This window comes from Nonomuraea sp. NPDC003201 (assembly GCF_053590415.1).
In genome coordinates, this window is sequence record NZ_JBSFTC010000003.1 from 145,006 (window position 1) to 158,467 (window position 13,462).

At 70.3% G+C, this 13,462-nt stretch carries 12 protein-coding genes; 7 read left to right on the forward strand and 5 right to left on the reverse strand.

Going from position 1 to position 13,462, the window contains the following annotated elements; translation table 11 throughout:
* Nucleotides 1-26 precede the first annotated feature (26 nt).
* Genes ACWDX9_RS03215 through ACWDX9_RS03225 form a run of 3 tightly spaced genes read left to right on the forward strand, consistent with a single transcriptional unit; the run spans nt 27 to nt 3,282 of the window.
* Nucleotides 27-914: a carbohydrate ABC transporter permease gene (locus ACWDX9_RS03215; protein WP_364253957.1), complete on the forward strand. Its 888-nt coding sequence runs from the start codon at nt 27-29 to the stop codon at nt 912-914.
* Nucleotides 911-1,732 carry a carbohydrate ABC transporter permease gene (locus tag ACWDX9_RS03220; RefSeq protein WP_357750839.1) on the forward strand — a complete coding sequence of 274 codons (822 nt, stop codon included), beginning with the start codon at nt 911-913 and terminating at the stop codon, nt 1,730-1,732. Before ACWDX9_RS03215 ends, ACWDX9_RS03220 begins: the two co-directional genes overlap by 4 nt.
* Before the next feature lie 26 nt (nt 1,733-1,758).
* Nucleotides 1,759-3,282: a hypothetical protein gene (locus ACWDX9_RS03225; protein ID WP_449948373.1), complete on the forward strand. Its 1,524-nt coding sequence runs from the start codon at nt 1,759-1,761 to the stop codon at nt 3,280-3,282.
* 22 nt (nt 3,283-3,304) lie between these two features.
* Here ACWDX9_RS03225 and hisC read toward each other — a convergent pair whose 3' ends face one another.
* From hisC to fbaA, 4 genes are all read right to left on the reverse strand, one after another.
* Nucleotides 3,305-4,363 (reverse strand): histidinol-phosphate transaminase, encoded by a 1,059-nt coding sequence (gene hisC, locus ACWDX9_RS03230; protein WP_449948376.1) that lies wholly within the window; start codon nt 4,361-4,363, stop codon nt 3,305-3,307.
* Nucleotides 4,364-4,453: 90 nt separating this feature from the next.
* Nucleotides 4,454-5,737 carry an adenylosuccinate synthase gene (locus ACWDX9_RS03235; protein ID WP_449948378.1) on the reverse strand — a complete coding sequence of 428 codons (1,284 nt, stop codon included), beginning with the start codon at nt 5,735-5,737 and terminating at the stop codon, nt 4,454-4,456.
* A 107-nt stretch (nt 5,738-5,844) separates the two neighbouring features.
* Entirely contained in the window at nt 5,845-6,255 is a 411-nt protein-coding gene (locus tag ACWDX9_RS03240) for a DUF3151 domain-containing protein (protein WP_350732618.1), read from the reverse strand.
* Between the two features lie 34 nt (nt 6,256-6,289).
* Nucleotides 6,290-7,312 (reverse strand): class II fructose-bisphosphate aldolase, encoded by a 1,023-nt coding sequence (gene fbaA / locus ACWDX9_RS03245; protein WP_449948381.1) that lies wholly within the window; start codon nt 7,310-7,312, stop codon nt 6,290-6,292.
* A 108-nt stretch (nt 7,313-7,420) separates the two neighbouring features.
* On the opposite strand from fbaA, the gene ACWDX9_RS03250 reads away from it, so the two are divergent.
* Nucleotides 7,421-8,113: a DedA family protein gene (locus ACWDX9_RS03250; protein WP_449948384.1), complete on the forward strand. Its 693-nt coding sequence runs from the start codon at nt 7,421-7,423 to the stop codon at nt 8,111-8,113.
* A 62-nt stretch (nt 8,114-8,175) separates the two neighbouring features.
* The gene (locus tag ACWDX9_RS03255; RefSeq protein WP_449948388.1) at nt 8,176-8,586 is read left to right on the forward strand and encodes a hypothetical protein; all 411 of its coding nucleotides are present in this window, start codon (nt 8,176-8,178) and stop codon (nt 8,584-8,586) included.
* 18 nt (nt 8,587-8,604) lie between these two features.
* Here ACWDX9_RS03255 and pyrE read toward each other — a convergent pair whose 3' ends face one another.
* Nucleotides 8,605-9,138 (reverse strand): orotate phosphoribosyltransferase, encoded by a 534-nt coding sequence (gene pyrE / locus ACWDX9_RS03260; RefSeq protein ID WP_350732624.1) that lies wholly within the window; start codon nt 9,136-9,138, stop codon nt 8,605-8,607.
* Between the two features lie 143 nt (nt 9,139-9,281).
* Here pyrE and ACWDX9_RS03265 point away from each other — a divergent pair, with 143 nt between their 5' ends.
* Together ACWDX9_RS03265 and ACWDX9_RS03270 are read left to right on the forward strand one after the other, a co-directional pair.
* Entirely contained in the window at nt 9,282-11,639 is a 2,358-nt protein-coding gene (locus ACWDX9_RS03265) for a sigma-70 family RNA polymerase sigma factor (RefSeq protein WP_449948391.1), read from the forward strand.
* A 187-nt stretch (nt 11,640-11,826) separates the two neighbouring features.
* Entirely contained in the window at nt 11,827-13,026 is a 1,200-nt protein-coding gene (locus ACWDX9_RS03270) for an NYN domain-containing protein (protein WP_449948393.1), read from the forward strand.
* Nucleotides 13,027-13,462: the final 436 nt, after the last annotated feature.

Here is a 13,462-nt window from a genome sequence, read left to right on the forward strand (position 1 = left end):
ATTAAAGACCGAAGGATGTGAGGCCGGTGGCCGCCAGCCGGATCCCAGGGCAGCGCTGGTACACGCCGTACCTCTTCCCCTTACCGGCCCTGGTGCTGTTCGGGGTGTTCTTCGCCTGGCCGGCCGTCACCGCCGTCCAGCTCTCCTTCACCGACTACGACGGCGTCAGCCCGCCCGTCTTCACCGGGCTGGACAACTTCGTCAAGATCCTCGGGGACGCCAGGTTCTGGACCGCCCTGCGCAACTCGCTGGTGTTCCTCGTGGGCCTGTTCCCGCTGCTCGTCGTGCTCCCGCTGCCGCTGGCCGTGCTGGTCAACCAGAAGCTGCCCGGCATCAGGACGTTCCGGATGCTCTACTACCTGCCGGTCGTGACCTCGATGGTCGCGGTCGCGGTGGCCTGGAACTACGTCTTCCACCAGCAGGGCGTGGTCAACTGGCTGCTCACCGGCCTGGGCATCCTGGACGAGCCCATCCAGTACCTCCTCGACCCCGTCTGGGCGCTGCCCGCGCTGATCCTGGTCGAGGGCTGGAAGAACATGGGCGTCTACATGATGGTCTACCTCGCGGGCCTCCAGACGATCCCGTCGGAGCTCTACGAGGCCGCCAAGATAGACGGCGCCAACGGCTGGCACCGGATGCGGCGCATCACCGTCCCGCTGATGGTCCCCTACATCGCGGTCACCGTCACGATGGCCATGCTCGACGCGATGCAGGCGTTCACGACCGTCTTCGTGATGACCAAGGGCGGCCCGCAGGACGCCACCCTGATGCTCGGCTACTACATCTGGGCCGAGGCGTTCGAGAAGTACGACATGGGCTACGCCAGCGCCGTCGGCCTCGTCCTGTGGGTCCTGCTGATCGTGATGGCCCTGCTCAACTATCGGCTCACCAGCGGAAGGAGGGAAACCCGGTGAACTGGTGGATACGCCGCGCGGGCATGTACGTGCTGCTCTCCGCGATCGCCCTGGCGTTCGTCGGCCCCTTTCTCATCCTGCTGTCGGCGGCGCTGAAACCGGCCGGCCAGGCCGTCTTCTCCTTCCCGCCGGACATCATCCCCCGGCCCCCGGTGCTCACCTGGGCCAAGGAGGCGTGGACGGCCATCCCGTTCCCGCGCTACCTGCTCAACTCCGCGTTCCTGGTGGCCGTGATGGTGCCGCTCTACATCCTGGTGTCGGCTCTGTGCGCGTACCCGCTGGCGCAGATGGTCTTCCGCGGCCGGAGCCTGATCTTCTTCGCGATCCTCGCCACCATGTTCCTGCCCGGCGAGGTGATGCTGCTGCCGAGGTTCCTGGTGGTCTCCCAGATCGGGATGGCCGACGGCTACCTGGGCGTGATCCTGCCCGGCCTGCTGTCGGCGTTCGGGATCTTCCTGCTCCGGCAGACCTTCGCCGGGGTGCCACGCGAGGTGGTGGACGCCGCCAGGACCGACGGCTGCCACGAACTGCGCATCTTCTGGCACGTCATGCTGCCGGCCGCCCGCCCCACCCTGGCGATCCTCGGCGTCTTCGGCTTCATCTCGGTCTGGAACAGCTTCATCTGGCCGATGGTCGTGCTGAAGGACTCCTCCCTGTATCCCATCTCGCTGGGGATCGCCTACCTGGCCGGAATCACCGGCACCGACATCCGCAGCCTGGCGGCCGGCACGATCATCTCGATCCTGCCCGTGGTCGTCTTCTTCATGATCATGCAACGACACGTCCTCGAAGGCATGCGCGGCGCGGTCAAGAGCTGACGCCGCCCGTTGTGAAAGGGTCATCCATGCTTACTCGCCGCCAATTCGGCGTGGGCGCGCTCTCCCTCGGCGCCCTGGCAGCACTGCCCGGCACGGCCCGCGCCGCGGCAGGCTACGACTACACCACGCGCGAGACGTTCGACCTGTTCGACAAGGTGTTCCACGAGAGCGGCAACGCCGGCCAGCCCACCGACACCAACGAGGCGGGCGGTCTCGGCTGGGGCGCCTCCTACGTGATGGCCGCCTACATCAGGATGTACGAGGCCTACCACGACACCACCTACCTGGACCGGCTCATCCACAACGCCGACCTCGTGCTGGGCAACCGCGACTCCGAGCGCGGCGTCACCGACTACCGCGGCCTGTCGCTGCCCGCCTGGCGCAGCCTCGTCTACAGCGCGGGCGGCGTGAGCCTGCTCGACGCGTCGGGGCAGCCGCTCCTGGAGGTGCGCAGCGCGCTCGTCAACGTCAACGACGCGGTGGCGACCGTACGGGCGGGCACCTCGGACGGGCGGTTCACGCTGGAGGTGAACAACCCCGTCAAGAGCAAGGTGTCCACCTTCACCGACCTGACGATGGACCCCGCCAGCCCCGACTACGCGGTGAAGCGGATCCTCGACGCCTACCCGTCGCCGACCATGGTGACGGCCAAGGACCTGCGTCCCTCGCCGGCGGGGGCGGCGATGCCGGCGCTCGGGACGTTCAAGCTGGCGGCCGCGCCGGTGATCTTCTCGGTGCACACCGGCATGATCACCTACCCGCTCGCGTCGTTCGTCCGGATTGTCCGCCGGGACCCGCGCCTCCTGCGCAACGCCCGCTACCGGACCAAGGCCGCCGAATACCTCAAGGCGTGCCGGGACGCCGCTGCCGCGCACGACCCCGAATGGGTGGCGGACGGCTACTACATCTGGCCGAAGGGCATGCCCGTCCCCTACGACGGCGTCGAACAGCCGATCAACCAGAGCGTCGCCCTCGGCCAGACGTACGCGGAGCTGGCGGCGGCGACCCGCGACCCGTTCTTCCGCGACCGCACCCGCCGGCTCGCCGCCACGTTCGCCCGCGACCTCAAGACCAACGACAAGGACGCCTATTACTGGCCGTACTGGCCCAGCTTCGGCAAGCTCTACAGCGGCTACACCAAGGCGGACGGCGTCTCCGAGTGGACCCCGTCCTACGGCACGCCGCCCAAGGGCGGGCAGCAGATCGAGGACCTCAGCCACGGCGGCATCGACGTCGAGTTCGCCGCCGCCGCGCACCGGTTCGGCCTCGCCTTCACCGACGCCGACATGGGCCGCTTCGCCCGCAGCTACACCAAGAACATGGCCACCACCGACAACGGCGTGGCGACGACGTTCCTGCGAGTGGACGGCACCGGCGGCCTGGCCGCCGCCGGGCAGTACCTCCAGGCGCCGCGCTACATGCCGGTGGCCCAGTGGGACCCGGCCCTGTTCACGCACGCGCTGGCGGTCTACGCCGACCACGCCGTCCAGTCGCAGTACGGCTCCACGCTGCTGTCGGTCGCCTACCTCAACTGGCAGCCCCGCCGCTGATGAGCCGCTGATGAGCCGCTGATCAGCCGCGGAAGGCCGCGGCGGCGGTGAGGAAGGCGTCGTTCGCCTCGGGGGAGCCGATGGACACCCGCGCTCCCTCCCCGGCGAACGGCCGCACCGCCACGCCCTCCACGGCGCAGGCGGCCGCGAAGTCGAGGGTGCGCCCACCGAGCCTGAGCCAGACGAAGTTGGCCTCGGTGGGCGGCACCGTCCAGCCCTGGGCGATGAGCGCCTCGCGGACCCTCGTACGCTCCTTGACCACGTGCTCGACCCGCTCCAGCAGCTCGTCCTCGGCCTTGAGCGAGGCGATGGCCGCGACCTGGGCGAGGTGGTTGACCGCGAACGGGATGATCGTCTTGCGGATCGCCGTCGCCACGGGCTCGTGCGCGACCAGGTAGCCGACCCGCAGGCCCGCCAGCCCGTACGCCTTGGAGAACGTGCGCAGCACGCAGACGTTCGGCCGGTCGCGGTAGAGGGTCAGGCCGTCGGGGACGTCCTCGTCGCGCACGTACTCCCGGTAGGCCTCGTCCAGCACCACCAGCACGTGCTCGGGCACCCGGTCCAGGAACGCCTCAAGCGCGCTCCGGCGGATCGAGGTGCCGGTCGGGTTGTTCGGGTTGCACACGAACACCATGCGCGTGCGCTCGTTGATCGCCTCCGCCATGGCGTCCAGGTCGTGGTCCTCCCCGGCCAGCGGCACCATGACCGACTTCACTCCGGCGAGGTCGGCCAGCAGCGGGTACGCCTCGAACGACCGCCACGCGTAGACGACCTCGACCCCGGGCTCCCCGATCGACTCGAACAGCTGCTGCGCCACCGTGACGGACCCCGCGCCGAGCGCGATGTTGTCGGCCGGCACCCCGAACCGCTCCGCGATGGCCTCCGTCAGCCCGACGGCGCCGGGGTCGGGGTAGCGGTTGATCTGCCGCGCCCCTTCGGCGATCGCCTCGACCACGGACGGCAGCGGGTCGTACGGGGATTCGTTGGAGGACAGCTTGAACGACCGGCCGTCGGGAGTCGCTACGACCTTGCCCGGCTTGTAGGCGGCCATGGTGTCCAGGATGTGGCGGAAACGAGGCATACCCCAACCATATGAGGCCAGGCAGGCCGAGGCACCACCTGGCCTCGCGGTGTGCCGGGGTCCGGTCTCGCCGGACCCCGGCGCCTGCTCTCAGACGAGCGGGCGCACCACCACGGTCTGGTCGCGGCCGGGGCCCACGCCGATGGCCGAGATCGGGGCGCCGCTCATCTCCTCCAGCGCCCGCACGTACGCCTGCGCGTTCGGCGGCAGATCGTCGAAGTCCTTCGCGCTCGTGATGTCCTCCTGCCACCCCGGCAGCTCTTCGTAGATCGGCACGGCGTGGTGGAAGTCCGTCTGCGTCATCGGGATCTCGTCGTGCCGCACCCCGTCCACGTCGTACGCCACGCACACCGGGATCCGCTCCAGCCCCGACAGCACGTCCAGCTTGGTGAGGAAGTAGTCGGTGATGCCGTTGATCCGGGTCGCGTAGCGGGCGATGACCGCGTCGAACCAGCCGCAGCGGCGGTTGCGGCCCGTGGTGACGCCGTACTCCCCGCCGGTCTGGCGCAGCCACTCGCCGACCTCGTCGGTGAGCTCGGTCGGGAAGGGGCCGGAGCCGACCCGGGTCGTGTACGCCTTGAGGATGCCGATGATCTTGGTGAGGCGGTTCGGCGGGATCCCGGCCCCGGCGCAGGCGCCCCCGGAGGTCGGCGAGGAGGACGTGACGAACGGGTAGGTGCCGTGGTCGATGTCCAGCAGCGTGCCCTGACCGCCCTCCAGCAGCACGAACTTGCCCTCGTCCAGCGCCTTGGAGAGCACCAGCGAGGTGTCGGCGATGTGCGGCTTGAGGCGCTCGGCGTAGGCGAGGTACTCGTCCAGGACGGCCGTGGGCTCGATGCCGCGCCGGTTGTAGACCTTGGTCAGCACCTGGTTCTTCTCGCCCAGGGCGACCTCGATCTTCTTGGCCAGGATTCCGGGGTCGAGCAGGTCCTGGACGCGCACGCCCATGCGGGCGATCTTGTCGCCGTACGCAGGCCCGATGCCGCGGCCCGTGGTGCCGATCCTGGCCTTGCCGAGGTAGCGCTCGGTGACCTTGTCGAGGGCCTTGTGGTGCGGCATGATCAGGTGCGCGTTCGAGGAGATCAGCAGGCGCTCGGCGGAGATGCCGCGCGCGGCGAGCCCGTCGATCTCGCTCAGCAGCACGCCGGGGTCGATGACCACGCCGTTGCCGATCACGGGGACCACGTCGGGCGACAGGATTCCCGTCGGTAGAAGGTGCAGCGCGTATTTCTGGTCCCCGATGACCACGGTGTGTCCCGCGTTGTTGCCACCCTGATAGCGGACGACGTAGTCGACGTCGCCACCGAGCAGGTCGGTGGCCTTGCCCTTGCCCTCATCGCCCCACTGGGCGCCTACGAGAACGGCAGCCGGCATGGTTCAGTCTCCCGTGCACAAAACGAAAACCCCTGGCGCAAGCGCGACAGGGGCTCTTGCGTAGAGAGACTACCCGAACGTGCCTATTCGTCCCAAGACAACGAGGGCTAACCCTTGGCGAGCGCCTCGTAGCCCGTCTCGGTGCTGTCCCTGAGGAACTGTACGCATCGCTCGGCCTCGTCCTTCTCGCCGATCGCCTGGGCGGCCCTGGACAGGGCGTACAGGCAGCGCAGGAAGCCCCGGTTGGGCTCGTGCTCCCAGGGGATGGGCCCGTGTCCCTTCCAGCCGCTGCGGCGGAGCGCGTCGAGCCCGCGGTGGTAGCCCGTGCGGGCGAAGGCGTAGGAAGTGACGGCGTGCCCCTGCGCGAAGTACTCTTCCGCGAGCGTTGCCCAGGCCGCCGGGTAGGCGGGGAAACGGGCGGCCACGTCCGCGGCCTTGGCTCCGGAGTCGAGCGCCTCCCTGGCCTCGGGCAGATCCGGCAGTTGAGTCGGGGGCGGCCCGGCGAGAAGGTTATCCATAGGACAAGTCATACCCGCCGGGCCATGAAACTGGCTAGGAGATCTTCGTCCCAGCGCTCTTGAGGTTCTCGCACGCCTCCACGACGCGCTTGGCCATGCCGGCCTCGGCGCTCTTGCCGTAGGAACGGGGGTCGTACGTCTTCTTGTTGCCCACGTCGCCGTCCACCTTGAGCACGCCGTCGTAGTTGCGGAACATGTGGTCCGCGATCGGCCTGGTGAAGGCGTACTGGGTGTCGGTGTCGATGTTCATCTTGACGACGCCGTACGAGATCGCCTCGTGGATCTCCTCCAGCGACGAGCCGGAGCCGCCGTGGAAGACCAGGTCGAAGGGCTTGTCCTTGCCGTACTTGGCCGCGACCGCCTCCTGGATTTCCTTCAGCACGCTCGGACGCAGCTTGACGTGGCCGGGCTTGTAGACGCCGTGGACGTTGCCGAACGTGGCGGCCAGCAGGTAGCGGCCCTTCTCGCCGATCCCGACGGCCTCGGCCGTGGCCAGGGCGTCCTCGGGGGTCGTGTAGAGCTTCTCGTTGATCTCGCCGACGACGCCGTCCTCCTCACCGCCGACGACGCCGATCTCCATCTCCAGGATGATCCGCGCCCTGGCGCACTTCTCCAGGAGCTCCTTGGCGATCTCCAGGTTCTCCTCCAGCGGCACGGCGGAGCCGTCCCACATGTGGGACTGGAAGAGCGGGTCGAGGCCCTTGGCGACCCGTTCCAGGGAGATGTCGAGCAGCGGCCTCATGAAGCCGTCGAGCTTGTCCTTCGGGCAGTGGTCGGTGTGCAGCGCCACCGTCACGGGATACTTGGCGGCCACCACCCGCGCGTACTCGGCCAGCGCCGTGGCCCCCGTGACCATGTCCTTGACGGTCGCGCCGGACAGGAACTCGGCGCCGCCCGTGGAGACCTGGACGATGCCGTCGCTCTCGGCCTCGGCGAAGCCCCGCAGAGCGGCGTTCAGCGTCTGCGATGAGGTCACGTTGATCGCCGGGTAGGCGAATCCGCCGGCCTTCGCCCGGTCGAGCATCTCAGCGTAGACCTCTGGAGTCGCAATAGGCATGATTCATCTCCCTGAGAAGTAACGGCTTCGCGCAGGCCCAGTATCCCGACTCACTACCCCGTGTGGTAGACACAACGCGTTTGTCGCCTCTACAGGTAGGCTCTCGGCGTGGACTGGCTCTGGAATCTCCTCGACCCGACGTGGTGGCTGACCGTGTTGGGGGCTTTCGCGACGATCGGCGTTCTCGCCATCATCTTCGCCGAAACGGGCTTGCTGCTCGGGTTCTTCCTCCCCGGCGACTCGCTGCTGGTGGCCGCGGGGATTTTCAGCTCGGCCTCGGTGGCGCAGGGAATGGGCATCGAGCCGCTCTCCTTTCCCGTCCTCTTGATCGGCACGCCCCTGTGCGCCATTGCGGGCGCCCAACTCGGGCATTTCCTGGGGGCCAGGTTCGGCCGCAGGCTCTTCGAGAAACCTGATTCGCGCTTGTTCAAGCGGGAGCACGTCGTCAGGGCCGAGGAGTTCTTCCAGAAGTTCGGTCCGGCCAGGGCGGTGATTCTGGCCAGGTTCGTGCCGATCGTGCGCACGTTCATGAATCCGGTCGCGGGCGTGCTGGAGATGCCGGCCAAGCGTTTCTTCCTGTGGAACGTCGTCGGCGGCGTCGTCTGGGTCGAGGGCCTGCTCCTGCTCGGCCACTTCCTCGGCAGCAAGGTCGACCCCAAGCAGATCGACAAGTACATCCTGCCGGGCGTCTTCGTCATCGTGTTCATCTCGCTGATCCCGATCATCGTCGAGGTGATCAAGAAGCGCAGGGAGCACAAGAGCCTTCCCGAGCCCAACGGCAAACACCACCGCGTCCACTGACCCGTGCACCGGGGGTTACCCGGGGTACGCTGCCCCCTGTGGGACGCCACAGGTCAGATCCGATGGGCGTCGCCCGTATGGCGCTCGCCGTCCTCGCCGCGGGCGCCGTGGTGACGCTGCTGGTCATCGGCGGACGCGCGCTGTTCGGCTCGTTCGGCGCGACGCCGCCCGAACGCGAGCGCGCGTCGGCCGTCACGCCCGGCCCCGCCGCGGAGACCACCGCGCGGGTGCCGACCGTGCACATCGAGTGCCTGGCCGACGCCTGCCCCATCGTCACCGTACGCGTGCCGGGCGGCGACGTGCTGCAGTATCGCGAGATGAGCAGGGGCGAGGAGGTCAGCTACTACGAGCCGGAGCTCGACGTCGTGCTCAGCGACGCGGGCACCGTCCGCGTCACCGAGAACGGCAAGCCGCGCGAGCAGGGGAAGGCCGGCGCCCGGGAGGCGTTCACCGTCAAGTCGTCCGGCGGCTGAGCCTGCGGTCGAGGCCCTTCAGAGCCCGAGGTCGCCGAGGGTGAAGACCGAGCGGTACTCCAGTCCCTCGCCGGTGATGCGCTCGCGCGCGCCCCGGTCGACGATCGTGGCGACGGCCACCACCTCGGCCCCCGCCTCGCGCAACGCCTCCACGGCCGTCAGCGGCGAGGATCCCGTCGTGGAGGTGTCCTCGACGGCCAGCACCCGCCGCCCCTTCACCTCGGGCCCCTCGATCCGGCGCTGCATGCCGTGCTGCTTCTGCGCCTTGCGCACCACGAACGCGTCGAGCGTGCGCCCGCGCGCCGCCGCCGCGTGCAACATCGCGCCCGCGACCGGGTCGGCCCCCAGCGTGAGCCCGCCCACCGCGTCGAACTCCAGGTCGGCCGTCAGGTCGAGCATCACCCGGCCGACGAGCGGCGCGGCCACGCCGTCGAGGGTGATGCGGCGCAGGTCGAGGTAGAAGTCTGCCTCCATGCCGGAGGAGAGGATGACCTTGCCGTGGACGACGGCCTTGCTCTTGATCTCGGCCAGCAGGTTGTCGCGATCCGTCATGCGCCCAAGCTTATGGCTCCGGCCGGAGGGCCCGTCGCGGCGCCCTCGAAACCTCTCGAAGGTAAAGGCGCGGGTGCGGTTTAGTCCCGACGGGGAGTGCGGAATGAATGCGCGAGGCAACCCCGTGTAATCGTGAGGTCACTATGGGTGGCGGAACCCCGCAAAGCGACGCAGAGCTTCTCCAGGCGGTCAGAGAGGGCAACGCCGCCGCCTACGGGCAGCTCTACGAGCGCCACGCCGCCGCCGCCCGCGCGCTGGCCAGGCAGCTCGTCCGGCGCTCCGAGGTCGAGGACGTGGTCGCGGAGTCGTTCACGAAGATCCTCGACCTGGTCGGCAGGGGCGGCGGGCCCGAGTCCGGCTTCCGCACCTATCTGCTGACGGTGGTGCGGCGTACGGTCTACGACCGCTCCAGGATCGAGAGCCGCCAGGTGGCCACGGGCGAGATCGAGGAGTACGACCCGGGGGTGCCGTTCGTCGATCCGGCGCTCGTGGAGCTGGAGAAGTCGCTGATCGCCAAGGCGTTCCTGTCGCTGCCCGAGCGGTGGCGGGCGGTGCTCTGGCACACCGAGGTCGAACGGTGCAAGCCGGCCCAGGTGGCGCCGCTGCTGGGCCTGTCGCCCAACGGCGTGGCGGCGCTGGCGTACCGGGCGAGGGAGGGGCTGCGGCAGGCGTACCTGCAGATGCACCTGGGCTCGCCGCCCAAGCACGACTGCCGGCCCGTCCTGGGCAAGATGGGCGCGTACGTCCGCGACGGGTTGACCAGGCGCGACGCCAAGGTGGTCGACGAGCACGTGGGCGTCTGCGAGGAGTGCAACGGGGTCCTGCTGGAGCTGACCGACGTCAACCGCGGGCTGCGCGTCATGGTCGGTCCGCTGGTCGCGGGGCCGATCTTCGGCGGGTACGCGACGACGCTGGCGAAGTCGGCCGCGGGCGGCGGCGGCGCGGGCGGGCTGCTGCGGGCGTTCCGCCGGCTGTGGCGGGGGCCCAGGCAGCAGTTGGCCGCGATGGCCGGCAGCATGGCCGTCACGGTGGCCGTGGCGGCCGGGCTGCTGCTGGTCACCGACGAGAAGCCGATCGCGAGGCCCACCGCCGCCGTGCCGGTCGCGGGGCCGCCGCCGTTCGCCGGCGAGCCCATGCCGGTGCCCGTGCCGTTGCAGAGCGAGGAGCCCACGCGGGTGCGGCCGCCGGCCAGGAGCCCGGTCAAGAGCCCTGTCACGAGCGGGGAGCCGGGCAAGGCGCGGCTGCGTGCCACCGTCGAGGCGCTGGGCTCGCTCGTACGCGCCCGGCCCGGCATCGTCGGCCTGCGCCTGCGCAACTACGGAGAGGCGCCCAGCGAGGAGCTGACGGCGTTCGTGGACCTGCCCTCCGGCGTGACGCTCGTCCCGCCCGCGCGGCGCGACGACCGCGACACCGTGGGCACCGTGGACGGGTGGGCGTGCCGTCCCTCGGGGCGCGACGCGCGGTGTGCCAGGGCACCGCTGGCTGCGGGGCAGGCCACGGCGCTGTTCCTGCGGGTACGGGTGGCGGCGGAGGCGCCGGAGGGCGCGGGCCCGGCCGTCCGGATCGACTCGGGCCCGCTGCACGTCACGGCGCAGGCCGAGGACGGCGTACGGACGGCCGGGGCGCCCGCCAGGTTCGCCACCGACGGGAAGGTGGCCGTCAGGGCGATCGGCAACTCGCTGCTGACCTGCCCCGAGACGGCGGACGGCTGCGCGGAGGCCCGGAAGCGCCGGCACGGCCAGCGCGACAACGACCTCTGGCCGATGACCGCGCTCGACCAGGACGACAGCTCCGGCACCGGCGCGTCCAGCGGGGCCGAGCTGAGCTTGCCCAAGGGGAGCAAGGTCGTGTGGGCCGGCCTCTACTGGTCCGCGAGCGCGACGACGGCCGGACCCATCAAGGTCAGGCCGCCGGGGCGGCGCCAGTACACGCTGGTCAAACCCGACGACGTGGCGCTCCGCGAGCTGCCGTCGGGGCCCGTCTACCAGGCGTACGCCGACGTCAGCGAGCTGGCCGCCGCCTCGAACCGGAACGGCACGTGGTGGGCGGCCGACATGCCCATGGAAGAAGGGGTGTCCCGGCATGCCGGATGGAGTCTGGTGCTGATCGTCACGGATCCCGCGGAGCCGTACAGCCAGGCCATGGTGCTCGACGCGGCCACCGTGGTCGGCGGGCCGGCGGGACGGGTGCGCATCCCGCTCGGCGGGCTGAGCCCGGCCGCCTCGCCCGCCAGGGTCGAGCTGGTGACGTGGGAGGGGGACGCCGACCTCAAGGGCGACAAGGTCTCGCTCGGGTCCGGCGCGCTCGCCCCCGAGGGCGGCGATCGGGACGCGTCGAACGTCTTCGACGAGTCCTCGACCGGCGCGGCGGAGATGACGTTCGGCGTCGACGTCGACACGGTCGGGGCCGAGCTCGGGGTGGATCCGACGCTGACGATCGCGACGGACAAGGATGTCGTGCTGTTCGGGGTGGCCGCGTTGAGCGTCCGAGCGCGATCATGACTGTGAACGGGACAAACTGGTACGGTCTGCCTGAATGCTCCGGGGTGGCAGCGGGTCGATGCCGAATCGTCGGGATTAACCCTCGCGCGATCACCAGCTTTCATTACCCTGAGAGAGGGCCGCCGAGTCCGGTCTCTGACGGTGCAGAGCCAGCCAGGACGGACCACCAGGAAAGGGGCGGTGCTAAGTGGATCGCTGTGCGCTGTTCGTGGACGCCGGCTATCTGCTGGCCGATGGCGCGATGGCCGTGCACGGCACGCGTCATCGTGAAGCGGTTGCCTGGGACTACCCGGGGCTGCTCCAGCTGATGACCAGCCTGTCGCGCGAGCGCACCGGCCTGCCGCTGCTGAGGTGCTACTGGTACGAGGCGACGGTCGAAGGCCGTCGCACGCCGGAGCACGACGCGCTGGCCGACATACCGGGCCTCAAGCTCAGGCTGTCGCGCATCCGGCCGGGCCGGCGCGAAGGCGTCGACGCCCAGGTCCACCGCGACCTCATGACGCTCGCCCGCAACAACGCCATCTGCGACGCGGTGGTCGTGAGCGGGGACGAGGACCTGGCCCAGGTCGTGTGCGACGCGCAGGACCTCGGCATCAGGGTCAGCGTGATCCACATCGCGGCCGACGGCGGCTGGGCCGTGTCGCGGTCGCTGCGCCAGGAGTGCGACGACCTGGTCGAGCTGGGCGCCGTCCACCTGCGCCCATACGTCAGCCTCGTCGCGGGCATCACGGAGTCGTCCAACGGGCACCAGCCGATCAGCAACGGGCAGGCCGCCCATTCGCTGCCGCCCGCCCAGCCGGCCCTGCCGCCGTCGCTGCCCCCGCTGCCGCCGTCCAGCGGCAGCCACGCCGCCGGCTCCTCCTCCACGCCGTCCTCGTCCAACGGGTCCTCCTCCGGGCGCGGGCAGTCGTCCACGCCGCCCGTGCTGCCGACGTACGCCAGCTACCAGCCCGAGCAGCCGCCCGTAACATCCCCGCCGCCGGCCGCTCCGGCGACCGGGCCCATCCAGTCGCAGTCGCCCAGCACCGGGCAGTTCGCCAGCCCGTCGTCCAGCGGCGCCTACCAGCCTGCTCAGCTGGGGCCGTACACGGGGCCGCAGCCCGCGCCCGTCACCCCGCCGTCCGCGGCCACCGCCGGCGCGACCACGCTGGCGGACGCGGTCAAGTCCGCCCACCGGGAGGGGCACGACTTCGGCGAGTCCGTGGCGCGCGACGCGCCCGCGCTGTGGCTGGAGGCGGTGCTGGCGCGCAAGCCGCGAATGCCTTCGGACCTGGAGGCGCGGTTGCTGCAGGGGTCTTCCCTGCCGATCGACTTCCTGCTGCACGACGAGGTACGGCACGCGCTGAGACGCGGCTTCTGGGATGCCTTGGAACGCGCCCGCCACTGACTCACCCCCCCAGGCGATTCCGCCCCGCCGGTCACTTCCCCACGCATCGGCCAGCCGCGCCGCTATCGCCTTGTCGCCTCGTCGGCCAGCCCCGCCGTTGTCGCCGTGTCGCCTCGTCGACCGGGCCCGCCGCTCCCGCCTTGTCGCCTCGTTCCCCACGCGACCCTCCGGCCAGAAGCTCCCCGGTCACCACACCCCCCACTACAGGAATCCTGGTTTTGGTGCTTCCCGTTACGCGCCCCTCCGGACTCCTGGCCGAGCCCCTTCCCGGCCGCTCCCACCCACGACACCCCGCCTCGCACGGACGCCTCCACCGCCGCTCCTTAGGCCCCCGGCATCGGCCCGCCCGTGGCACCGGCCCGCCCGTGGCACCGGTCGCACTTGTAAGGAGACCCGTGGCCAGTCCCGGCAGGCTCGACACCAGAGGCAGCGATTT